The sequence below is a fragment of the Chryseobacterium sp. POE27 genome (assembly GCF_039727685.1).
In the GTDB taxonomy this organism is placed as follows: Bacteria; Bacteroidota; Bacteroidia; order Flavobacteriales; family Weeksellaceae; genus Chryseobacterium.
On sequence record NZ_CP152475.1, the window covers coordinates 3697323 to 3720881 of the forward strand.

At 40.6% G+C, this 23559-nt stretch carries 20 protein-coding genes; 14 read left to right on the forward strand and 6 right to left on the reverse strand.

What is annotated here, in order from left to right; translation table 11 throughout:
- Positions 1-91: 91 nt before the first annotated feature.
- From AAHI02_RS17740 to AAHI02_RS17760, 5 genes are all read right to left on the reverse strand, one after another.
- Entirely contained in the window at positions 92-871 is a 780-nt protein-coding gene (locus AAHI02_RS17740) for a LytTR family DNA-binding domain-containing protein (protein WP_346984376.1), read from the reverse strand.
- The gene (locus AAHI02_RS17745) at positions 868-1887 is read right to left on the reverse strand and encodes a histidine kinase (protein WP_346984377.1); all 1020 of its coding nucleotides are present in this window, start codon (positions 1885-1887) and stop codon (positions 868-870) included. The genes AAHI02_RS17740 and AAHI02_RS17745 overlap by 4 nt, the downstream gene beginning before the upstream one ends.
- A gap of 130 nt (positions 1888-2017) precedes the next feature.
- On the reverse strand, positions 2018-2923 hold the full coding sequence (locus AAHI02_RS17750) for a helix-turn-helix domain-containing protein (protein WP_346984378.1): 906 nt from the start codon (positions 2921-2923) through the stop codon (positions 2018-2020).
- 79 nt (positions 2924-3002) lie between these two features.
- Positions 3003-3269, reverse strand: coding sequence for a hypothetical protein (locus tag AAHI02_RS17755; protein ID WP_346984379.1), 267 nt, complete (start codon positions 3267-3269; stop codon positions 3003-3005).
- Positions 3266-3694: a hypothetical protein gene (locus AAHI02_RS17760; RefSeq protein WP_346984380.1), complete on the reverse strand. Its 429-nt coding sequence runs from the start codon at positions 3692-3694 to the stop codon at positions 3266-3268. Before AAHI02_RS17760 ends, AAHI02_RS17755 begins: the two co-directional genes overlap by 4 nt.
- A gap of 483 nt (positions 3695-4177) precedes the next feature.
- Between AAHI02_RS17760 and AAHI02_RS17765 the strand changes: the two genes are divergently transcribed.
- The 14 genes from AAHI02_RS17765 to AAHI02_RS17830 all read left to right on the forward strand — a co-directional run bounded on the left by AAHI02_RS17765 (position 4178) and on the right by AAHI02_RS17830 (position 22728).
- Positions 4178-4717, forward strand: coding sequence for a hypothetical protein (locus AAHI02_RS17765; RefSeq protein WP_346984381.1), 540 nt, complete (start codon positions 4178-4180; stop codon positions 4715-4717).
- Between the two features lie 696 nt (positions 4718-5413).
- Positions 5414-6961, forward strand: a complete 1548-nt coding sequence (locus AAHI02_RS17770) for a phage tail protein (RefSeq protein WP_346984382.1) — start codon at positions 5414-5416, stop codon at positions 6959-6961.
- A 128-nt stretch (positions 6962-7089) separates the two neighbouring features.
- Positions 7090-7824: a DNA-binding domain-containing protein gene (locus AAHI02_RS17775; protein WP_346984383.1), complete on the forward strand. Its 735-nt coding sequence runs from the start codon at positions 7090-7092 to the stop codon at positions 7822-7824.
- A gap of 862 nt (positions 7825-8686) precedes the next feature.
- Positions 8687-9727 (forward strand): efflux RND transporter periplasmic adaptor subunit, encoded by a 1041-nt coding sequence (locus AAHI02_RS17780; RefSeq protein WP_346984384.1) that lies wholly within the window; start codon positions 8687-8689, stop codon positions 9725-9727.
- 21 nt (positions 9728-9748) lie between these two features.
- Positions 9749-12886: an efflux RND transporter permease subunit gene (locus tag AAHI02_RS17785; protein WP_346984385.1), complete on the forward strand. Its 3138-nt coding sequence runs from the start codon at positions 9749-9751 to the stop codon at positions 12884-12886.
- A 98-nt stretch (positions 12887-12984) separates the two neighbouring features.
- The gene (locus AAHI02_RS17790) at positions 12985-14271 is read left to right on the forward strand and encodes a TolC family protein (RefSeq protein ID WP_346984386.1); all 1287 of its coding nucleotides are present in this window, start codon (positions 12985-12987) and stop codon (positions 14269-14271) included.
- Positions 14272-14776: 505 nt separating this feature from the next.
- A complete protein-coding gene (locus AAHI02_RS17795) occupies positions 14777-15385 on the forward strand; it encodes a Crp/Fnr family transcriptional regulator (RefSeq protein WP_346984387.1) in 609 nt (202 codons plus the stop codon).
- A gap of 65 nt (positions 15386-15450) precedes the next feature.
- Positions 15451-15759: a rhodanese-like domain-containing protein gene (locus AAHI02_RS17800; protein ID WP_346984388.1), complete on the forward strand. Its 309-nt coding sequence runs from the start codon at positions 15451-15453 to the stop codon at positions 15757-15759.
- A 1-nt stretch (position 15760) separates the two neighbouring features.
- The gene (locus AAHI02_RS17805; protein ID WP_346984389.1) at positions 15761-16204 is read left to right on the forward strand and encodes an OsmC family protein; all 444 of its coding nucleotides are present in this window, start codon (positions 15761-15763) and stop codon (positions 16202-16204) included.
- 135 nt (positions 16205-16339) lie between these two features.
- Positions 16340-17716: a TolC family protein gene (locus AAHI02_RS17810; protein ID WP_346984390.1), complete on the forward strand. Its 1377-nt coding sequence runs from the start codon at positions 16340-16342 to the stop codon at positions 17714-17716.
- Between the two features lie 17 nt (positions 17717-17733).
- The gene (locus AAHI02_RS17815; RefSeq protein WP_346984391.1) at positions 17734-18819 is read left to right on the forward strand and encodes an efflux RND transporter periplasmic adaptor subunit; all 1086 of its coding nucleotides are present in this window, start codon (positions 17734-17736) and stop codon (positions 18817-18819) included.
- Between the two features lie 102 nt (positions 18820-18921).
- Complete coding sequence (locus tag AAHI02_RS17820) at positions 18922-22149, forward strand: efflux RND transporter permease subunit (protein ID WP_346984392.1); 3228 nt, start codon at positions 18922-18924, stop codon at positions 22147-22149.
- A gap of 59 nt (positions 22150-22208) precedes the next feature.
- Entirely contained in the window at positions 22209-22508 is a 300-nt protein-coding gene (locus AAHI02_RS17825) for a hypothetical protein (RefSeq protein WP_346984393.1), read from the forward strand.
- 13 nt (positions 22509-22521) lie between these two features.
- The gene (locus tag AAHI02_RS17830; protein ID WP_346984394.1) at positions 22522-22728 is read left to right on the forward strand and encodes a DUF2892 domain-containing protein; all 207 of its coding nucleotides are present in this window, start codon (positions 22522-22524) and stop codon (positions 22726-22728) included.
- Positions 22729-22786: 58 nt separating this feature from the next.
- On the opposite strand, the gene AAHI02_RS17835 is transcribed toward AAHI02_RS17830, so the two are convergent.
- Positions 22787-23524, reverse strand: a complete 738-nt coding sequence (locus tag AAHI02_RS17835; protein WP_346984395.1) for a YoaK family protein — start codon at positions 23522-23524, stop codon at positions 22787-22789.
- Positions 23525-23559 lie beyond the last annotated feature (35 nt).

Below are 23559 nucleotides of genomic sequence, written 5' to 3' on the forward strand. Positions count from 1 at the left end.
TTTAGTTTTTTAATAGAACAAATGTAGCAATAGCGATAGATTCCGTTACAATAAAAAACGGTGAACCGCCTAAATCAAGTGGTGAAATTGATTATTGATCCAGCCATTTTCTAAACACCATTGCTTTTGCTTTGCTCACTATGATCTGCTCCTGTGGTGATGGATAAATTTTAATTAAAAGCCTGCCGTTGAAAAAATATTCCACGGTATCTATGGCATTCCTGTTAATGATAAACTGACGGTTTGCCCTGAAAAATAGTTCCGGGTCCAGATCTCGTTCCAGTTGTTCCATGGTAAATTCTACGGCATATTTTTGTCCGGTCGTCGTGTGGGCATATACAACTTCATTGGCTGTATAAAACCAGCTTATTTTAGCGGCTTCTACCGGGATCAGTCTTCCGCAATAGTGGATCAGGAAAGATTTTTTATAACGCTTCGTTACAGACTCAAGCTGTTGCAGTAAAGCTTCAGTTTTAGTCTGTTCCATTTTAATGCCGGTAGCGATCAGTGTATTATATTTCAGGAGAGTTCTCTGTATTTCTTCCCTGTCAAAAGGTTTTAAAACATAATCAATACCATTATTCCGAAAGGCTTCTATCGCATAATCATTATACGCCGTAACAAAAATAATGGGTTTTCTAATTTCTAGCTGCTTAAAAATTTCAAATGACAACCCATCCGATAATCTTATATCAGAAAATATCAGATCATAATCACTATTGTTACCGTTGAACCAATCCACAGATTCTGTGATGCTTTGTAACGTTACGATAACCTCAATACCGGGATTAATTTCTTTCAGGATATATTCAAGATTTCTTGCGGTTGCCGCTTCGTCTTCTATCAGTATGATGCGGAGATTCTGGGTCATAATAGCGGGAGTTTTACCATGAAATATTCTGCAGTTTGATGAATTTCTATCTCATGCAGTGTTTGTAGCCTGTATCTTTCATTCAGGTTAGTAAGGCCAAGTCCGGTGCTTTCTGCTTCACTGGCGACGGGCTGAAGAGTATTCCTGACAACGAGCCAGCCATTTTCTCCGTAAATATCAACGATTAAAGGATGTAAAACTGTAGCCATATTATGTTTAACCGCATTTTCCACCAATGGCTGCAGTGATAAATGAAGCATTTTTTTATTTAAAATATCCCGGCTTATATTAATTTGAATCTGAAACGTATTTTCCAGCCGCATTTTCACCAGCTGAATGTAAGATTCCAGATGCTGAAGTTCGGTATCCATCGTTACCATATCGTTCCCTGAATGCATCAGCGTATATCTGAAAACTTTAGACAGATGCAGAATATAGTTTTGTGCAAGATGCTGATCTTCCCTTACAATAGCGGAAAGGCTGCTGAGCGTATTGAAGAGAAAATGTGGATTAAGCTGTTCCTGGAGGAGTTTCAGCTGAGCCTGAAGATAAGCGGTATGCAGTTGTTCATTGATGAGATCTTTATTTTTGCTCTCACGCATCAGAAGAATAAGGCGAATGACCACGGCAACCATGACACTGCTGAGTAAAAACCGGGCAAAATATCCCCTCACTCTGATTCTTGGAAGTTGCAAAGCTCCAAAAAGCAGGGAGTGAAGGAAGCTTCCCAGAATAATAGCGGCCACTACCAACAAAGCGTTGAAGGTATAGAGCTTCAGCCACTGCTGCTTTTCCCTGTATCTGCTAAAGAGCTTTCCTTCTGAAAGATTAAGATGCAGCAAAATCATACAGAATACCATATTGTACAGAAACTGGAAAGCATATTCCCAGATATTGAACTGCCAGTAGCGGGCAATGATTCCATCGGTATTAAGGGCCATCAGCTTTGCTGAATTTGCGACCAAAGTAATTAGTAATGCACTGTAAATATATATTTTTCTCTCGTTTCTAATCATTTATACAAAGAACGTAAAATATTAAATTCGATGAGGTAAATAAAGCGGCGAAACTGGAAAACTAAAGGATGAAACGGCTACTTTTTAAGGCAGTAATATGAATTTTAAATATCTGATGAAAAATAAATTCTCACTTATTCTTCGCCCTAAACATTTTAGGAGACATTTTCATTTTCTTTTTAAAGAATTTGCCAAAGAAAGACTGGTCGCTGAAATTAAGCTTTTCTGCAATCTGTGTGATCGAAAGGTTAGAATTCAGAAGCAGATCACGAGCCTCAATAATAACCGAATTGGTAATAATCGTACGGGTAGATTCCCCGGAAGCTTCTTTCACGATACGCGTGAGGTAGCTTGGGGTTACAAAAAGTTTCTCAGCATAGAACTCCACAGCTCTCTCTTTTTTGGAATGCTCAGAAAGCAGGACAAGAAACTGATTGATCATATCCTTTTTTCTTGATGTTTTAGGATCGATCATTCTTGCATCGCTATAGCGGTATAATACCATCAGCTCCAGAAGTAATGCGTTGAAATAATGGTTGATGATATCTTTTGAATAGTAATTATTCTGTTCGTCTGCCATACTGATTTTATCGATCAGGAACTTCAGAGTTTCCCTTTCATCGATGCCGGGATGCAGGATAGGAGTGGTTCTTTCAGAAAAGAATACGATCTCGTTGATATAATGCATGTGACGGATATTTTTTTGTATGAAAGAATCGTTGAAAACAATACCCTTTGCCCTGGCGGAGGAACCTTTGTTGGCCGGATGAATAATTGAATTGGGGGTGATAATAACAATATCATCTTTTTTGATGTATATTTCTTCAAGATTAATCTGCATATTTCCTCCCCCTTCTGTGATCAGCATAATGGCGCAATTATCTGTTCTGAAGGGATAGGCATAAGAATTTTCATCAAGATCATGAGATTCCCTGATGATAAAGAAATCACTGTTGGTTTTTGGGGAATCCCCGTTTTTATCAATGATCTTAAAAAGATCGTGTATGTTATGGAAAACAATATCTTTATGAGTCATACAACAATTTGATATGAACGTTAGTAAAGTTAATAAATAAGCCGCAACCCTGAAACAAATTCAGATAAGCGTCGATGAATTATCTGGATACAATCCGGGTCGGATGTTCAGTCCCTGCTTGTGAAATATAGCGTTCTACAATAGAGAACTCCGTTTTATACAGTTCAAATACCGGCTTAAGCTCATTTTCCGAAAATAAGGTTTCAGAAGATACACTTAAAAGTCTGAAGCTGCTGTCCAGATATTCGCATTGGCAGTTGGGAATGGTTTCCAGAATATCCTCCCTAAGCCAAAAAGCATCTATAATTTTTCTGAATTTTGTTTTAAAAAGCACATTGTTTTTCATATCTGTTTTTTTATCTGTTCAATGATTATGGTAAGATCTTCCGGAGTATCGCTCACTATTCTTTTTACCACCAATACATTCCATAGCCAACCCAGAAACCCCGAAACAGAAGTAATAATCGTCACTTTCAATCCTTCCTTTGTATCTTCCATTACATATTTTCTGTACAGTCTGGCTCCTGCAAGCCGGATTCGGAATGTGAAACGCTCGTAAGGCCTGAATTCCTCCACAATACCTTTTGCTGTTATAAAAAAACTGCGGTGTTTCACTTTAAATAAGCCTACTTGTCCGGCTTTACTTTCAATACATTCTGAATGTTCAATGTTGAAATCCCATTCACTCCAGTGGTCAATATCTGTGATCATTTCCCAAACCTCTTTTTTATCAATCAGCTTACTGGTTGCAGATATGGCCCGGCTCTTCATGCATTACCTTTCATATTGGTTAATAATGCAAATTTCTGTAGTGAAATGTTAATAAAAAAGGTCTGAATTCGGTGTAAACTGGTCAGAATCTGAACAAGGCGCCTTGTATTAGTTTAGGTTCCTGAGATCAGAGAGAATGTTTTAATTAAGGTATCTTAATATTACATCATTCTTTTAGTACGAGCTTTTAGCAGTGTAGATTCCTTTATTGATGGGCTTTCCTGAGGGACGGTAGAACATCACAAAAAAAAGTAGTCTAGGTTAGACTACTTTTTTCAGCTACAAATGTAAACAAATTCTTTTTACTTCCAAACATAAGATATTGCTTTCTAATTTCTTGCTTTTAAACTCATCATTAAAATTTTGTCGCAAAACAGTTGGAATTTTTCACCGTTTTTCATCTGTTTTTTACTATCTTTTATGGTGATTAGTTTCTTATGTAAAAAAAGTAGTCTAACCTAGACTACTTTTTCACACAAAATAATGAAACTACAAATGATTCCCTCTAAAGCCCTCTCCCTCCAACGCTTTTGCGTGGTTTTGCTGTGCTTTTTGGTGGTCTTAGTATCATCATTTTTGAGCGCTCAAACTTTTGTACCCTCCGATTCTGTAGTCTTTGTATCCAAAGACTCCTATCTCTATGCAGAATCTCCAGTATACATTTCCGATCAAACTTTTAGAAAAGACTCTTCTAAAAAGTGGTCCAAAACTGTTGCTAATACATCCTCTTCAAAAAGTTCCAATCCGAGGTCAATAAGTAATCCTACGGATAATTTGTGTTATAAAAGCTGTCCAACAGGCAAACATAGTCTTGGATTCCTTTTCAATTCATCTTCAATGGCTGTTATCGGAAATCCTTCTCCGATAAAGCTTCAGCATAAAACAATACCATCTTCCTTTTTTCTATTTAAAAGCGCAAGAAGGGATGAGCAAAAACATGTTCATTTCACTTCTCTTCCTTTTCAGCTTACACCTATTACCATCAATCATTTCGGTCGTCCTCCACCTGTTCTTCAATCATAAGGCACAAGAGCTATTTTTAACACATAAGTCACATAAGAATTAAGGTTACAACTTTGAAAACAAAAAGAACACATCAGTTTTTGAAAATCTTTGATTTTCCTTTGCAACAAATGGTCATTCACTATCTACTCTGTTTGTCATCCCGTAGGGATCTCAGCAAAGAATTCCACATAACATTTGTGAAATTAGTGTTCAACCATTCGTGCCATTCGTGTTTCGTCAATTCGAGTGTTTTTTCGTAACAAGGTGAAGAAAAAATGTATCGAGAATGACATTTATTCTCAAACTCATAAACTTCTCGATATGATTTTTTCAAAATCTACTCGAAGTGACGATAAACTCTGCGAGCTCTTGTAAGTGCAACGCCTTTGTGAAACTTAAAACACATCATAGATAAAAAAATCTTAGTGCACTTAGTGTTCAACCAGCAGCGTGATCCAAACACAAATAGCACTAATGGTCTTGCACAAATAACACTACTATTTTAGCGCAAATAGGCAGCAAGGCAACCAACATTCGTGAAATTAGTGAAACCCATTAGTGTCATTCGTGTTTACCAAGCGTGAGCTCTTATAAGTGCAACGCCTTTGTGAAACTTAAAAACACATCATAGATAAGAAAATCTTCGTGTACTTAGTGTTCGAATAAACGCCGACTAAGTCATCAAAACATAAACAAACTCATAAATACAAAACAATGAAACAATTAATTACAACAGCTGTTCTGCTTTTCAGTATGACAGCATTCGCTCAAGTGGGGATTAATAATACTTCCCCAAAAGCTACCCTCGACATCACCGCCAAAACAAACGGAACCAAACCTGAGGGACTCATTATTCCGCAATTAACCGGTGACCAGATCCGTGCAGCCACTACCGCTACACCTACACCGGTGTACGGATCAAACCAGAAGGGACTCATCATTTATGCAACCGTCGCCGATTCAGCTCCGGCAGGGGCAACGGCCAATATTACCGCTCCGGGATATTACTATTTCGATGGCAGTATATGGCAGAAGATCTTGGGAAGTTCTTCAGGAGACACCACCAATGATGCTTGGACTAATGATACAGCCAATACTCTGGTAAAAATTGGGACAAAAGCTGATGGAACAGCAAGAGCTGCAGGAACCGACTTTGTGGCTACTGATGCCGGCTTTATAGGTATAGGTACTGCTATCCCAGTTTCTAAGCTTAATATAGAAAATGATAATAATGCGGACGCTCATGATGATATTACCATCACCACATATAGTACTACGGCGACTCCTTCTATGATTTTAACGCAGAGCAGAGGCACAAAAGCAACACCAGCTAATCTGCAAAATGGAGATATCATGGGTGGTGTCAATTTTCGCGGACGTGCTAATGGAACTTTTAATACATTGTCATTCATTAATAGCAACTATAAAGGTGATGGAACTACACTCCTCAGTGACTTGAACTTCAGCACTAGTGGTACTACAAAAATGAGAATCGATGAAAACGGGAGGGTAGGAATAGGAACAAGTACACCCAATACTAATGCAGCACTTGATATTAGCAGTACCACCAGAGGTGTAAAACTACCTTCTATGGCTCTTACAGCTACCAACAGTGCAAGCCCATTAAGCACGCATGTTGCCGGAATGCTGGTGTACAATACTGCTACAGCTGGTACAGCACCCAATAATGTAGTTCCAGGTTTATATACCAATGATGGTACCCAATGGATTTTATTGCAAACGCCACAAACTGTAAATGTAAGTGCGCCTGCCGGTACGGTAAGTTATACTGCTGCCAGTACAGTCCCTGCAGGATATCTTGAATGTAACGGAACAGCAATAAGTCGTACAACGTATGCTACTTTATTTGCTGCCATTGGCACTACTTATGGAGCAGGAGATGGATCTACCACTTTTAACCTTCCCGATCTGAGAGGAGAATTTGTGAGAGGCTGGGATCATGGAAGAGGAGTAGATGTCAGCAGAAGCTTAGGAAGTTCACAAACGGCAACTAGGATTACAGCGGGTGGAGATTATGCTTTGTCACCATACGGTAATCCTCAATCCGGTTTACAGCTACCTTGGAGTAATAATCGACCATATACAAATGTAATTGGTGATGACAATGGTGAAGATTTAAAAAACCGTACAGACGCTTTTTCTTCCGTTCCTAATGCTTCGCCTAATACACTCAATATAACATGGTATAGTTGGCCTGCACGTCCTCGTAATATTTCATTAATGCCTATTATAAAATATTAGTGGAAATCCGCTGGCGAGTGTCTCGCTCGTACCGGTTTTAAGATTAATTAATCCTAACCTTAACAGGGTTCTGAACTCTGTTAAGGTTTCAATAATAACTATTTAACAATCATTTAAAAAAAATAACAATGGCAAACATCTTACACAGAATAAAAGCGTATCTCTACGATAACGTTTTAACGAAAGATAATCCTAATGATTTCACCGCCAGAACGGCCAGCGAGAGAAGTCTCAATGTACAGCAGATCTGCCAGTCAGCTGCCAACCGTGGAGGTGCCGATATCTCCGCTTCGGCGATGGAGCATGCGACTGAGCTTTTCCTTAAAGAAATGGCGTACCAGCTTTGCGATGGATATTCCATTAATACCGGTTATTTTACCGCCAATACCACCATTCGCGGGGTATTCGATAGTCCTTCAGAGGCATTTAATAAAGAAAAGCACAGTATTATCTTCCAATTCAACCAGGGAGATAAGCTACGCGCAGAGATTCCTAATATTGAAGTAGAAATACTGGGTGTAGCAGAATCTTCTGCGGTGATCTTACAGGTTACCGATGTGAAGAGTGGTTCGATAAACGATCTTTTGACTCCGGGCAGAAACCTTAAGATTGCCGGCAGCAAGATCAAGGTAGCGGGTAACGATCCTTTTATCGGGGTGTTCTTTGTGAACACGACTTCTAATGTAAGGACGATGGTGGAGGAAAGCGATATGGTGACGAACAATCCTTCGGAGCTTATCGTAGTGGTTCCTGCATTACCCGCAGGCACCTATCAGCTGGAAGTAGTGACACAGTATGGAGGCGGCACTTTACTGAAGGATGCGAGAACCGCTACCCTCGATAAAGTACTGACGGTAGCGTAAGTCGTCGGTATCTATTTTCCGAGAGACGATTTCGTCGGGCGTGATAAGGAGGTTGCGTCGAGCGTCACAAGGTGTCTTCGTCGTCCGACGAAAGCACCTCTCGGAAAGTGACTGTTTTTAACAAAATAGTTTATCGTATGAATGCACTCCGGTTTGGGAAAGATTTCCCGGCCGGAGTTTTTTTTGTGGGAGAGTTTTAGGGTTTGAGAGTGGGAGAATTGGAGTGTTTTAGAGTATATGAATATGAAATTTTCTATGGAACGACGAAAAGTAGTCGACTGGCGGGGCCTGAGGCCACTCGAAGGCCCGCGTACACTGGAAGGACTGGTGGCTTCGAGTCGCCTCAGCCACCATTGGAATTGAAGACTTTTGTATTCTCTGAGCGCTTTTATAAGTGGAACGGCTTTATGAAACTTATGCGCCTCCTGTAAAAAGAAACCTTCGTGGGCTCTGTGTTCAAGGGATGGCGCACATCACCTTCGCTTCTATCATTTGCTGAGCGTTATAGTTTATGCTGGGCTTGTCGAAGTACCTTTGCTAACGGAAAATATATGCAATTCCTTAAAATAAAACACTGCGAGCATGGTGTTTAATAACTACCTAGAGATTCTTCACTTCCCTTCGCTATTCAGAATGTGTGGGAGGGAGTAGAGCGTGAAATTCCTGGTGACTAAGGTAGCTCGAAGCCACCATTCTTTGATATTTATATTATTAAATACAAGCAGAATATATACTACAATAGCGTTTCGTTTTAGACCAAAATGAGCCAAAAACAGACCTTTTATTATGTTTTTCCTTCCCTCAAATTTGCATGGTGAACCAATTTACGATTGAATTCTCTTTAACGGTAAAAATTTATTTTATGATAGTCAAAAGAACGAAAAGTCTTTTTTTATTAGGAAGCCTGCTGCTTCTTTCAGCGTGTGGCGGAAAAGAACAGCCTGTAGTCAAGGCAGAGCCTGTAAAGGTTGGCGTGCAGAAAATAGAGATGGTTTCCCGCCCTGAAACATTTTCTTACAGTGGAAATATCCTGGCAGACAACAGTGTGAGTATTGGCTTTGGAGTTTCCGGGCGTGTGACTGCGGTATATGTTCAGGAAGGTCAGCGCGTATCTAAAGGTCAGCTTTTGGCGGCCATTGAAACCAGTACCTATCAGAATGCCCTGGCCGTTTCCGGCGCGGGAATGGAACAGGCCCAGGACAATTTCAACCGTCTTAACCAGCTTTATCTTAAAAAAAGTTTACCGGAAAGAGATTATATCGCCGCAAAAGTAGCACTGGCACAATCTAAAGCCAATAGAGATATTGCCATGAAAAATTTGAGAGATACAAAGCTCTATGCTTCTTTTTCAGGAATCATTTCTCAAAAACAAACCGAGGCCGGAGCTACAGCAGCCCCCGGAGTTCCTGCTTTTACGATTGTAAAAACAGATAAGGTGTACGCCGTAGCATCCATTACCGAGAACGAGATCAGTGCTCTTAAGATAGGCGATCCTGTAGAGGTTTCCATTCCAAGTCTCAACCGTACAATTCATGGTAATATAACGATCATCAATCCGCAAGCGGATGACAATTCCAGGACATATACCGTAAAGATCCGTCTCGACAATCCGGGAGGGCAGATCCTGCCGGGGATGATTACGGATATCAACATCAATACCGGGAAAAGCAAAGATGCCATTATCCTTCCTGTTCAGGCCGTACTTAAAAGCCCTGATGGTTCAAGCTACGTTTATACCGTAAAATCTGCCAGGAACGGCGCTACCGCTTTTAAAAAGAGAGTGGAACTGCAGAATATGGCAGGTACCAGCGATGTCATCATCAGAAGCGGACTGGCTCCGGATGACCAGGTAGTCGTTTCCGGGCAGACGCGTCTGGAAGACGGTAAACCGGTTAAGTTTTAATTCAAAAAAGAAATGAAAGAAATGACGAATAAAAAAGTGCATTTTCTGGAAGCTGCGATGAAGCACAAGCAGGTGGTGATCGTGCTGGTGGTGCTGTTGATGGTGATGGGGATCAATTCCCTTATGAATATGCCCCGAAGCGAAAACCCGCGCATCGACATGCCTGTAGCTGCGGTATATGCTTTATATCCCGGAGCTGATGAGCACCAGGTAGAAGAAGAAGTGGCAAAAAAAATAGAACAGTACCTATTCTCCTTTGAAGAGATCAAAAAGAAAAAAGTAAAAGCTGAGGTTAAGGAAGGGCAGGTATTCTTTACCGTAGAAATGAATGCTGATGTTAAAGACCGTAAGAAGTTCTGGCATACGTTGCAACTTGATATGGATGCCAATCTGCGTCCGAAGCTTCCCGCCGGTGTTGTCGGGCCATTTATCAACAGTAATTTTGCCAATGTGACGGCGATGATTATCTCGGTGTCTTCCAAAGAAAGGTCGTACGCTGAGATCGAAAGCTATGTCGATAAGCTGGAAGACGGATTGAAGGTGATTCCTACCGTTTCCAAGATCAACCGTTCCGGGGGACAGAGACAGCAGATTTATATTAAAATCAATGACCAGAAACTGCAGCAGTATGGTTTTGGCGTAAATACGTTGGTGAATGCGATACAGCAGCAGAATGTAACGGGATATAACGGAGAAATATCGGGAGGCTCCAATGCCATTATCCCGGTGTACACCAACAGCCGGTACAAAAATATGGCTGATATTGCCGAGCAGATCGTCTACACCACCCCGGCAGGCAATGTTGTAAGGTTGAAAGATGTTGCTGACCTCGAAAGACGTTTTGAAGAACCTTCCTCATTGGTAAGGGTAGGAGATGAAAAGGCCATGGTTCTTACTGTTGATATGCAGCCCGAGAACAATATCGTAGCCTTTGGGAAAGAAGTGGAGAAAAAGATCGAGGACATCCAGAAAGATTTTCCGCCGGATATCCATATGAAAACGATTGTGAATCAGCCGGAAGCGGTGGGAGAAAGTATCAGTCATTTCATGGTGGAGTTTGCCATGGCGATAGGTTCTGTGGTGTTGGTGGTAATGCTGCTGCTTCCTATACGGGTAGCCGGGGTGGCATCAGCAGCAGCCCCTATTTCTATCGTGATCACATTTGGACTGATGCAGATCGTGGGACTGGAGCTCCATCAGGTGACCCTTGCCGCTTTGATCATCGTCCTCGGAATGGTGGTGGACAATGCCATTGTGGTCGTTGATAACTATATTGAAAAGCTGGATGAAGGATTAACCCCGTGGACGGCAGCCTGGCAGGCCGCCCAACAGCTGTCGCTCCCTATCTTTACGGCAACGATGGCGATCATCTTCGCGTTTGCTCCACTGGCTTTATTCATGGAAGGTATTGCGAAGGACTTCATGGTTTCATTGCCAATTACGGTGGCCATCGCACTGATCACATCGATGCTTGTTGCCCTTTTCCTTACGCCATATACCTGCTATGTATTCATTAAAAAAGGATTGAAGCATAAGGTAAGCGACAGACCTCCTAAGAAAAACATGCTGGACCATCTTCAGTCTGCTTTTGATAATGGGGTAGGACTGGCCTTCAAATGGCCTAAGACAACTATGTTTATAGGCATTTTATCGATTGTCAGTGCCCTGTTTATTGCGACCAAAGTTGACCCGGAGTTTTTCCCGCTCAGTGAAAGAAACCAGTTTAATATGGAAGTCTGGATGCCTAACGGAACCTCTCTGGAGAAAACGGAAGCGAAGGTAAAAGAGCTTGAAAAGATCCTTAAAAAAGACAACAGGGTGGTAGATGTCACCAGCTTTGTAGGGATGAGCTCGCCTCGTTTCCATACAACGTATGCCCCGGAATCTCCCAAAAGATATTTTGCACAGGTTTTCATTACGACCGTGAGCAACGATGCAACCAATGAGATGGCAAAAGAATACCTGAAAAAGCTGAAAAACTTTATGTCGGATGGTTATATTAAGGTGAAGCAGCTTAGCTTCCAGGAAGGTTCACCCATTGAGATCCGTGTGGTAAGTGATAACGAAGCCGACCAGCGGAAAGTAGCCCTTGAGGTGAAAAAGATCCTTGAAAACACCCCGGGAACCAATAATGTACGCCTTGGCAGCGAGTACGATTATATGGGGGTAAAGCTGAATGTGGATGATGTAAAAGCAAATCGTCTGGGCATCACTAATCAGGCTATTACCCAAACGCTCGGAGCGGGATTGAAAGGATATTCCGTATCGACCTTATGGGAAGGGGATAAGCCGGTTGATATCTTTTTGAGGTATGATTCCATCAGCAGAAAAGATATGAATGCCCTGGAAAATCTTCACATCCAGTCTTATCTCGGGGAAAAGATTCCGCTGAAAGAAGTGGCCACCTTACAGCCGGAATGGCATACCGGTTTGATTTTAAGAAAGAACGGAATTAAATACGCCAGCGTTTTTGCAGAGGCCCAGCTGGGACCGAAACCGTCAAGAATTCTGAAAGAAGCCCAGCCGAAAATTGATGCGCTTGCATTACCTGCAGGAACGACCATACAATATGGCGGTGATGCAGAATCAACGTTGGAAAATACACCGGGAATGATGCTCTCGCTTTCCGTGAGCCTTATCCTGATTTTCCTTACGCTGCTGTTCCAGTTTAAGAGTCTTGGAAAGGCACTCATTATCCTGTGTACTTTCCTTCTGAGTCTTTTCGGAGCCTTTTTCGGACTCTTCATTACCGGAAATCCATTAGGAATGACAGGTTTTATGGGAATTATCAGTCTGATCGGTATAGTGGTAAGAAACGGGATCATCCTGGTAGATTATGCCGATGAGCTGATCCGGGAACATGGATACACACACAAAGCGGCAGCTATGGCGGCTGCCAAAAGGAGAATGCGTCCGATATTCCTTACTTCAGCTGCGGCAGCGGTTGGTGTAGTTCCGATGATCCTGAGTAAATCCCCGATGTGGGCACCGCTGGGAAGTGTGCTGGCCTTCGGGCTTATCTTCTCCATGATCTTTACGCTTTTCATAGTCCCGGTGATGTATTACAAGCTTCTGAAAGATCCCGTGTCTAAAGATGAAACCCCGGAAGATCAATTAGACGACGAGGTTATTTTATACAAACCCAAACCTCATCATTAATAATTATAATATCAAATTTTTTAACCGGTTGTCCTGTATAATTTCTTGTTCATAAGCTCCTTCGTTTATTGTTACAGGGCAACCTTTATGTAAAAAAAATGAAAATCATATACGATACGATATCAAAAATAGTTCTGGTCCTGATGCTCGCTGCAGCGGTCAGTTTTCAGGCGCAGGAACGAGTGATTTCTGTGGATGAAGTCAAAAACCTGGCATTAGAGAACAATAAGAAGATCAAAAAAGCGCAACAGAGCATAGAAGCTGCCAAGGCTGCCAGAACGTCTGCCGAAGCAGGAGGAAAACCTACAGTAGACGGAAGTGTGGGAGGATATTATTTCTCCAAACCGCTTTCCGACCTGATACCGGAAGTATTAGGAAGTGCTAATGTGAACGTTACCCAGGTTCTGTATGCCGGTGGAAAGGTAGAAACCGGGAAAAAGATTTCTTCAGCGGCTGTAGATCTGCAGATGGCTCAGAAAAGCCTTACCAAAGAAGAGGTAAAACTCTCTGCAGAAACCACATACTGGCAAATTGTAAATGCCAAGGAGAAAATAGCACTGGCCAAAGAATACATAAGGCTTCTGGATCAGCTGCATACCAATGTGAAGAATTCTTTTGATGCCGGGCTTACTTATAAAAATGATCTGTTGAAAGTAGAAGTTCAGCAGAACGAGGCTCAGCTCAATCTGAAACGTGCAGAAGATGGTCTCAGCATTGCCAAGTTAAACCTTGCTCAGATTGCCGGACTTTCCAATTCAGATTTTGACGTGGAGGATGCTGTAAGCGGCGGTTTTGATGGTGTTCTGGCAGACAGTCAGCTGCAGCCAACGAACCGGCCCGAGCTTTCCATTCTTGCCAAAGCGGTAGAAATGAATGAGCTTCAGGAAAAATTGCTTGACGGTGACCGCAAGCCTAGCGTAGCTCTTTCGGGAATCGGCTTCTCCAGTTTTGGTAAAAATGTTAATCCTGTTAATATGAAAAACAATATGCAGGGATTTGTGGGAATGCTGTCTGTGAATATCCCGATTTATGACTGGGGGGCAAGAAAGGAGAAAGTAAAAGAACAGCAGTATAAAACCAATGCCCAAAAGCTTGAAATGGAAGAAACGAAAGAACTCCTGGTGCTGGAAGTTCAGAATGCAGTCATGCAGCTCAATCAGTCGGTAAAACGTATTGAGCTTGCTGAAAAATCTCTTGTTCAGGCTACGGAAAATCTACGTTTGAATCAGGACCGCTATGATGCAGGAACTGTTGTGGCAGAAGAAGTATTAAAAGCTCAGGTTCTTTGGCAGGAGGCGAAATCGGAGATTCTGGATGCCAAAGCAGAATATAAGATCAATGAAGCGAAGTATAAAAAAGCTTCAGGAGTAAGTAATGTGTATTAAGTGTTTTTAGAAAGGAAGAGTGATCTCTTCCGTTGAACCGGCTGTGTTTGCAGCTGGTTCTTTTAAAAACTTTAAAGAAATTATAAACAAAAAGCCGGCAGGTACATATCAGATCATCTGCAAGGCTGTTAAAAATAATTTATCTTTCTGTTATGTAGAATGAATTGATCGAATTGTTGTAAATAGAAAATATTTTTCATTATCCAATTTATCCAACCGGCTGTATTTTGCAGTCGGTTTTTTTTAACTGTTTAAACATATATTAAATTTAACCACAAAAGCCACAAAAGGCAGGTTTAAAAAGTTTTATTTGTAATCATTTACTTTAAATAAAAAAGGTCACAATAGTTTTTAAAAAAATCTTTGATTTTTATTCTTTTGAGAACTTTGAATATACTAATCATTACATTGTATTATCTTTTGTAGCTTTTGCGGTTAATTAAATTTTAAGCAGATGCATAATTTAAACTTAAAAAGTTATTGTTAATTATATTTATCTTTGAGTATGAATATCAACAAAATATCAGATCCGGAATTCAAAAAAGAAATTGCATCAAACGAAAACCTTAAGCTGTTTCCAGCTGGAACCGTTATTTTAGATATCAATTCGTACATCCATTATATTCCGCTGGTGGTTTCGGGGAGCATTAAAGTGATCCGGACTGAAGAAGACGGAAGGGAAATTCTTCTTTATTATCTCACGCCGGGCGAAAGTTGTATTTCTTCCATTCTTTCCGGGCTTACACAGGATACTTCAAAAGTAAAAGTTGTGGTGGAGGAAGATGCAGAAATTCTGATGATTTCCCTGCAGCAGTCCAAAGAATGGTTACGGAAATACCCTGAATGGACAGATTTTATCTTCGGCCTGTATCAAAGAAGATTTGAAGATTTGCTGGAAGTGGTAAATTCTGTCGCCTTCCAGAAAGCAGATACAAGACTGCTACATCTTCTGAACCAGAAAGCCCAATTATACAAATCAAAAGAGCTTAATGTAACCCATCAGCAGTTGGCCGACGAACTCGGAATTACAAGGGAAGCCGTGAGCCGTGTCCTCAAACAGATCGAAACCGACGGCAAAATAAAACTTTTCCGAAATAAAATTACCCTATTGTAACCTTTATCACTGACGGGCTTCTTTTCTAAGCATACATTTGCATCATCAATTTAAAAATCAATACAATGTTAGAAGCCATAAAAAACCTTTTCGGGATGGATAAAACCGACTACGCGGATCTTATAAAACAAGGTGCCGTGATTGTAGATGTAAGAAGCAAAAGCGAATATGCAGGCGGACATATTAAAAATTCTATAAATATTCCTGTTGATCAGCTGGAGAAAAATCTTTCAAAATTAAGTAAAGATAAAACAATTATTACGTGTTGTGCTTCCGGTATGAGAAGTTCTTCTGCGAAAAACATCCTTCACAATAATGGGTACAAAAACGTTCATAACGGTGGCGGATGGATGAGTCTTAACAATAAAATCTAAAATGATGGAAGCACATTATTATACCGTAGACGTACACTGGAAAAATAACCGTAAAGGTGAAATGACTTCTCCTGAACTGACCCAAAATCAAAATATAGAAGTAGCCACTCCGCCGCAATTTCCGAAAGGAATGGAAGGAATCTGGTCTCCGGAACACCTTTTCACCGCAGCAGTAAGCAGTTGTCTGATGACTACATTTCTGGCCATAGCTGAAAACTCAAAACTCGAATTTTCAGATTTTGAATGTAAATCTAAAGGAAAACTGGAACAGGTAGAAGGTAAATTCCTGATGACCGAAGTGATTCTGGAACCTGTCGTTACCATAGAAAACGAATCGGACAGGGAAAAAGCGGAACGTGTTCTTCAGAAATCTGAGGCCAATTGTTTGATATCCAATTCTGTGAAATCAAAAATTACGATGATTCCGCAGATAAAACTGATGTAGTATTTCCATATTCTTAATGGTGGCCGCTCTTTATGGGCGGCTTTTTTTATGCTCGCTCGAGAAAAACAGGTTTATGTGATGTTGGTTACTGTGTGAGATTCTTCAGCAGCCTAATTTTGCTTTAAAATTAGAGAAATGAGAAAAATAGCCATACTTATTTTATTATTCACGACCTGTTCAGAAGCTTTTTCGCAGGAGATTATTTCTATTTCCAAAGCGGATCTGGAAAATAAAATCATAGATAATAATCTTCAGGTGAAAATGGCAACAAAAGAGGCAGAGCTCGCCAAAGCCGAACTTCTGGGAACCAGAGCAATGTACCTTCCGAATGTGAATGCTTCCTACACTTTTTCGAATACCAATAACCCGTTGTATGCATTTGGTACCAAGCTCAATCAGGAAAGAATCACGATGATGGATTTCAACCCCGATAATCTGAACAGCCCGAAAAGTATTTCCAGTTTTGCCACAAAAATAGAAGTTCAGCAGCCCATTATCAATATGGATGCGGTGTATCAGAAAAAAGCAGGCGAGGTAAAAGCAGAGGTGCTGAACATCAAAACAGAAAGAATAAAAGAGTATGTTCAGTTTGAGCTGAAAAAATCTTATATGATGCTTCAGCTCGCTTACAAAATGCTGGAAACACTGGAAAACGCTAAACAAACGACGCTTGCCAATAAAAAAGTTATTGAAAATTATTATAAAAACGGGATGATTCAGAAATCCGAGGTGCTGTATATGGAGGTACGCATCAGCGAAATGGAAAGTCAGATTCAGACCGCAAAATCAAACATTAGGAACGCTTCCGATTATTTATATTTTCTTCTGGATGAAAATTCAGAAGAAAAAATCCTGAAACCCTCAGAAACGCTTGAATATACAGAATACATTACAGATTCCGGCGCAAAGCTTAATCAGAATCGTAAAGATTTACAGGCTTATCAAAAATCGCTCGAAGCCTACAACTGGATGATAAAATCATCAAAAGCAAAATTTCTTCCCAAACTCAATGCGTTCGGAAGTTTTGAGATGTATGACAATAAGATTGCGCAATTCAATGCCAATGGTTATCTCGCAGGAATTCAGCTTTCCTGGAATGTTTTTGACGGACTGAAATCAAAAAGCGAGCAGGAAAAATACAAAGCAGAACGTTCCAGAGCACAGACCGAAATCGAGCAGTATTCCAAGCAAAGCCAGCTGGAACTCAACAAAGCCAGCCGCCAGATTGAAGATGCCGCATCGAAGATCAATTTCACGAAACAGGCTTGGGAACAAAGCAAAGAAGCCTACAGAATCCGCAAAAACCGTTACGATCAGGGCTTGGAAAAATCCTCCGATCTTCTTTCCGCAGAGACCCTGATGTCCCAAAAAGAACTGGAATATCAGCAGACCATTTTCGAGTACAACGTCGCCAGCGAATATGAGAAGTTTTTTGAGAAAATAATGTACTGGAGCCAGAACCCGAAGGGTTCAATAACAATAGCCGCAGGTGGAACCTGTGGAAATAAATAAAAAGAAAAAATTTAATAATGAAAACATACCTTTATTTAACCTTTATTCTCAGTACACTTCTGTTGGGAAGCTGTTCAGAAGAGAAAAAATCTGCACAGAATACAGATGCACCCGTTTCAGTTACGGTAAGCCGTACAACTGCAGGCACGGAAGGCTCATCAGCCACAGCAAGTGGAAAACTGGTTGCCAAAAATTCCGTCAATGTTTCTACCAGAATGATGGGCTACATCACTTCAATGAAGGCAGAAGTGGGACAAGACGTCAATGCAGGTCAGCTTTTGATAAGCATCAATGCAGCAGATATTCAGGCAAAAGGCGGTCAGGCTTCTGCAAATATTGCACAGGCACGAGCCAGCTACAATATTGCTAAAAAAGACTACGAAAGATTCCTGAATTTGTATAAATCACAAAGCGCCTCCCAGAAAGAGCTGGATGATATGAGAGCCCGTTACGAAATGGCACAGGCAGGATTGCAGGCAGCACAGCAGATGAAAAATGAAGTCAGTGCGCAATACCGTTATACCAACGTTACAGCACCGATTTCAGGAACAATTACAGCGAAATTCGCGGAGCAGGGGGATATGGCAAGCCCGGGAATGCCTTTGCTCACCATAGAATCACCGTCATCTTTGCAGGCGCAGGTTCTGGTTTCTGAGCAGAATATCGCTATGATTTCCAACGGAATGCCGGTTGAGGTTACGTTGAAATCTTTAAATAAAACTGTTTCCGGAACCGTTTCAGAAATCAGCAAGTCATCTGCTCAAACCGGCGGGCAATATATGGTCAAAATCAATATTCACAACGCCTCCGGTTTGCTTCCGGGAATGTTTGTCAACGTACAGTTTCCTTTCAGATCTTCAGGTAAAATCAATCAGAGTTTTCAGGAAGGTATGATGATTCCTAAAATGGCTTTGGTAGAAAACGGTCAGCTTACAGGTGTATATGTAGTCAGTTCACAGAATACGGCAGTTTTAAGATGGCTGAAAACGGGTAAAACAATCGGAGATCAGGTAGAAATCCTTTCAGGTTTAAACCCTAAAGAATCGTACATCGTTTCTTCAACCGGGAAATTGTATAACGGAGCAAAAATTCAAACCAAATAATGTAACAATGAATCAATCTAACAGTATAGCAATGATTCTTTTATGGATTTGATTGTTATATTGATAAATTGTTAGACTGTTACATTTAAAAATATTTTTTTTATGGAAAAAGGATTCGCAGGACGTATCGCCGAGTTTTTCATCAATTCAAAATTAACGATTCTGTTGATGATTGCTTTGATGATTATCGGAGTGTACAGTTCCACACTAATACCAAGAGAAGAAGAACCGCAGATCATCATTCCGATGGCGGATGTCATGGTCGGCTATCCCGGAGCAAGCCCGAAAGAGGTTGAAAGCCGTGTGGTAAAGCCTTTGGAAAAGATTATTTCCAATATCAAAGGGGTAGAACATATTCACTCGATGTCCATGAACGGGCAGGCCATGATTATCGTTCAGTTTTATGTTGGAGAAGATACGGAACGTTCTTATGTAAAGCTTTACGATGAGCTGATGAAGAACAAAAATATATTCCCGAAAGGCGTGATGGAACCGATGGTGAAAACCCGTTCTATTGATGATGTCCCTATGCTCGGACTGACTTTGTGGAGTGATAATGCTAATTACAATGATTTTCAGCTTCGCCAGATTGGAGAGGAACTATCTTCTGAAATCAAAAAAATAAAAGATGTTTCTCTTACCAAAACTATAGGCGGAAGAAATCGCCAGTTACAAGTCGTTTTAGATAAAGATAAAATGGCTGAACTGAATGTGGATGCGCTTTCCGTAATGCAGATGATACAGGCAAACAACGGAAGTTCACAATCCGGAAAGTTTGATTCAGGCGATTCGGAATATCTTTTAACAACAGGTCAGTTTCTCAATTCTGCGGAAGATGTGGAAAATCTGGTTATCGGAACTTCTCAGAATATGCCGGTGTATCTGAAACAGGTGGCAACGATAAAAGACGGCGCTTCTGACCCGTCGAATTATGTAAGTTTTGGCTATGGAAATGCAGTAGAAAACGGCAAAAAATGCAAATCAGAATATCCTGCCGTTACGGTTTCTGTTTCCAAGGTGAAAGGATCTGATGCCATGAAAATTTCTGAGCAGATTCTTGCTAAGGTTGATGTGTTAAAGAAAAATTTAATCCCGGATGATGTACACGTAGAAGTGACGAGAAATTATGGAGAAACAGCTTCCCACAAAGTTTCAGAATTACTGATGCACCTTGGTATTGCGATTTTGGCCGTCACGGTTCTGGTAATGCTGGCAATGGGATGGCGAGGAGGTTTGGTTGTATTTTTCTCCGTTCCGTTGACGTTTGCTTTAACTTTATTCAGCTATTATATTTTAGGATATACGCTGAACAGAATTACCCTATTTGCATTAGTTTTTGTAGTCGGAATCGTGGTGGATGACAGTATCATCATCGCTGAAAATATGCACCGGCATTTTCACATGAAGAAGCTGCCGTTTAAGCAGGCTGCAATTTATGCCATTAACGAGGTGGGAAATCCTACCATTTTAGCAACATTTACCGTGATTGCTGCGATTTTGCCAATGGCATTCGTAAGCGGAATGATGGGACCTTATATGTCGCCGATGCCTATCGGAGCTTCTATTGCAATGCTGCTTTCCCTTTTTGTGGCATTAACAGTGACACCGTATCTGGGCTATCATTTATTAAAGGTAAAAGATGAGCAACATCATAATGAAGAGCAGGGCCTTGAAACAGGAAGAATTTATAGGATCTATAAAAAAATTGAACAGCCACTTCTGGATTCACAATCAAAAAGATGGACAATGATGGCGGTTACTATAGTTTTATTACTGATTTCTGTTGCAGCGTTTTTCACCAAATGGGTAGCGGTAAAAATGCTTCCTTTTGATAATAAAAATGAGATCCAGGTGGTGATCGATATGCCGGAAGGAACAACGCTGGAAAGAACTTCGGCCGTTACGCAGGATATTGCACAATACCTGAAAACTGTTCCGGAAGTCGTAAATTATCAGAATTATGTGGGCTCATCTGCTCCGATTACCTTTAATGGTCTGGTTCGTCATTATGATATGCGTGGAAACAGCAATACGGCAGATATTCAAGTTAATCTTCTGCATAAGGAAGACCGCGATGCGCAAAGTCATGATGTGGCTAAAAGAATGCGTCCCGAGATTCAGAAAATAGCTGCCAAATATGATGCGAATGTAAAAGTGGTGGAAGTTCCGCCGGGACCACCGGTTCTTTCAACGATTGTCGCAGAAATCTACGGACCAGATTATGAAGGGCAGATAAAAGTAGCGAAACAGGTTGAAGATATTTTAAAGAAAACTGATGATGTGGTAGATATCGACTGGATGGTAGAAGCGCCACAGAAGGAATTCAAGCTTGTTCCGGATAAAGAAAAAGCAATGCTGAACGGTATCGCTCCTCAACAGATTGTGGGGAATATGACCTATCTGATGGGAGAATATCCTATAGGGAATCTTTACGATGAAAAATCCAACGATCCGGTGGATATTGTCATGAAACTTAAAAATGCTGATAAAGCCAGTATTCAGGATATTACGGGATTGAAAATTAAAGGACAGATGGGAATGGTTCCTGCAGGAGACCTTGTAAAAGTGCAAGAAAAAGAACTGGATAAAGCCATTTACAGAAAAGACCAGAAAAGAGTTGTTTATGTTCTTGCTGATATGGCGGGAAAACTGGAAAGTCCGGCTTATGCGATTTTGGGGATGGATGAAAAGCTAAAAAAAATCCAGCTTCCGAATGGTTATTCAATGAATGAACTGTATATGAATCAGCCTGAAGATGAGAGCAATTACACCGTGAAATGGGACGGAGAATGGCAGATTACCTTAGAAGTATTCAAGGATTTAGGAACTGCATTTGCGGTCGTGATTATCATTATTTACATGCTGATTGTCGGCTGGTTCCAGAATTTCAAAACACCGATTGTCATGATGGTTGCCATTCCGCTTTCGTTGATTGGGATTGTATTGGGCCACTGGCTGCTGGGTGCATTCTTCACCGCAACATCTTTTATCGGAATGATTGCTCTGGCGGGTGTCATGGTAAGGAATTCCGTTCTTTTGATCGACTTTATCGAAATCCGTCTCAAAGAAGGTATCCCTATCAAGCAGGCTATCATCGAAGCCGGAGCGGTAAGAACAACGCCGATTTTGCTGACAACAGGTGCCGTAGTGATCGGAGCGGTCATCATTCTTTTTGATCCTATTTTCCAAGGACTGGCCATTTCACTGGTGTTTGGAGCGATCGTTTCTACTTTGCTTACGCTGATTGTGGTACCGCTGGTTTATTACATCACGGAAAGAAAAAAATGGGAGAAAAATCCCGATTCTGAGGACAAATTTTTTGAAGCATAAAAACCAGGAAACCTCATAGATTTTAAAACATATGAGGTTTCCAATTAAACATTTATCTTATGAAACTATTATTAATCACAGCAATAGAAGAATTTGAAACAGAGGTGATCAATATTCTTAAACATTCCGGCGTAAAAACTTTCTCATATCAATCGGTAAAAGGATACAAAAATAACGGCAGTGATATCGACAGATGGTTTTCCACAGAGCATTTATCGGTAGATTCCTTGCTTTTTACGGTCTTTGCGGAAGATGGGTTTGTTGATGAAATATATAAAAAGATAGAAATCCTCAATTCGGAACAGGAAAATTTTTCCCACGTTCATATGGCAAGCTTGCCTCTCGAAAAATCAATGTAAAAAGAAATAAAATATGCAAACAAGAATTGTACATGCCATAGCAGGAACTTTCATCCTGATAAGTCTGCTTTTGGGAATTTATAGTAATCCAAACTGGTTCTGGCTGACAGGTTTTGTCGGAGTCAATATGTGGATTCATGCACTTACCGGCTGGTGCCTGATGTATATGATCCTGAATAAAATAGGCGTAAAAAAAGATGAAGCGAAATGTTCCGGATAAAGTGTTTTCAGTCCTTTCTCTTTGAAAGGACTTTTTTTAACATGATTTTAAAATTCAGCTAATCATGATGCCTGAATTTTCTTTTAAAATGATAATATTTAAATAAAAGATGATCGTACCACAAAGCAAACAGCAACAGAGCAACAGGAAGCAGAAGTGTTTTGAGTGCGAAACGCTGAAATGTAAACCCACCGATTATTCCACCGATAAAGAATCCGCTGATAATCATGAGTTTTAAAAAAACACTTTTATGTAATCTTATCTGATCTCTTTTTTCGCGGTAAAACAGCAGTTGTGAAAGCTCTATGCCGAGATCGGTGAAAAGCCCGGTAAGATGGGTGGTTCTTACAACAGATTGAGATACTTTGGTGACCAGGGCGTTTTGTAGTCCCATCGTGAAAAGAAGTGCAGACGAAACAGCAATGCGGAAAGAAGGATTTTCCTTAAGCAGTGTATCAGGCATACAACTTATGGCAAGCATGATAGCCACTTCAATGAATATAGGAATAATGTAAGAGGTATGAAATCTTGATTTGGATGCCCATTCCATAACGGCTCCTGAAATAAAAGCTCCCAACAAAAAGAAAAGGATGTAAAATAAATAAATAAAAGCCATCTTATAATTTTCCAGGAACAGTTGTTCTGAGAAAAAAGCAAAATGCCCGGTAACGTTGGTCGTCAGTGTATTCACTGCAAGTACGCCGGTAATATTTACCAATCCTGCCACACAGGATAAGATGGAAGCCAGTTTTAGATTATGGGAATAGGTACGCCCTTTTCCTTTATGCCTGAACATGAATGAATTATTTTATAAAATTATAGATAAAATTT

Coding starts and splice junctions, on each gene's coding strand:
- AAHI02_RS17785 (WP_346984385.1), top strand. CDS start 9,749: ATGACGAATAAAAAAGTGCATTTTCTGGAAGCTGCGATGAAGCACAAG.
- AAHI02_RS17790 (WP_346984386.1), top strand. CDS start 12,985: ATGAAAATCATATACGATACGATATCAAAAATAGTTCTGGTCCTGATG.
- AAHI02_RS17810 (WP_346984390.1), top strand. CDS start 16,340: ATGAGAAAAATAGCCATACTTATTTTATTATTCACGACCTGTTCAGAA.
- AAHI02_RS17770 (WP_346984382.1), top strand. CDS start 5,414: ATGAAACAATTAATTACAACAGCTGTTCTGCTTTTCAGTATGACAGCA.
- AAHI02_RS17805 (WP_346984389.1), top strand. CDS start 15,761: ATGATGGAAGCACATTATTATACCGTAGACGTACACTGGAAAAATAAC.
- AAHI02_RS17820 (WP_346984392.1), top strand. CDS start 18,922: ATGGAAAAAGGATTCGCAGGACGTATCGCCGAGTTTTTCATCAATTCA.
- AAHI02_RS17825 (WP_346984393.1), top strand. CDS start 22,209: ATGAAACTATTATTAATCACAGCAATAGAAGAATTTGAAACAGAGGTG.
- AAHI02_RS17740 (WP_346984376.1), bottom strand. CDS start 871: ATGACCCAGAATCTCCGCATCATACTGATAGAAGACGAAGCGGCAACC.
- AAHI02_RS17765 (WP_346984381.1), top strand. CDS start 4,178: ATGAAACTACAAATGATTCCCTCTAAAGCCCTCTCCCTCCAACGCTTT.
- AAHI02_RS17780 (WP_346984384.1), top strand. CDS start 8,687: ATGATAGTCAAAAGAACGAAAAGTCTTTTTTTATTAGGAAGCCTGCTG.
- AAHI02_RS17795 (WP_346984387.1), top strand. CDS start 14,777: ATGAATATCAACAAAATATCAGATCCGGAATTCAAAAAAGAAATTGCA.
- AAHI02_RS17750 (WP_346984378.1), bottom strand. CDS start 2,923: ATGACTCATAAAGATATTGTTTTCCATAACATACACGATCTTTTTAAG.
- AAHI02_RS17830 (WP_346984394.1), top strand. CDS start 22,522: ATGCAAACAAGAATTGTACATGCCATAGCAGGAACTTTCATCCTGATA.
- AAHI02_RS17760 (WP_346984380.1), bottom strand. CDS start 3,694: ATGAAGAGCCGGGCCATATCTGCAACCAGTAAGCTGATTGATAAAAAA.
- AAHI02_RS17815 (WP_346984391.1), top strand. CDS start 17,734: ATGAAAACATACCTTTATTTAACCTTTATTCTCAGTACACTTCTGTTG.
- AAHI02_RS17775 (WP_346984383.1), top strand. CDS start 7,090: ATGGCAAACATCTTACACAGAATAAAAGCGTATCTCTACGATAACGTT.
- AAHI02_RS17745 (WP_346984377.1), bottom strand. CDS start 1,887: ATGATTAGAAACGAGAGAAAAATATATATTTACAGTGCATTACTAATT.
- AAHI02_RS17755 (WP_346984379.1), bottom strand. CDS start 3,269: ATGAAAAACAATGTGCTTTTTAAAACAAAATTCAGAAAAATTATAGAT.
- AAHI02_RS17835 (WP_346984395.1), bottom strand. CDS start 23,524: ATGTTCAGGCATAAAGGAAAAGGGCGTACCTATTCCCATAATCTAAAA.
- AAHI02_RS17800 (WP_346984388.1), top strand. CDS start 15,451: ATGTTAGAAGCCATAAAAAACCTTTTCGGGATGGATAAAACCGACTAC.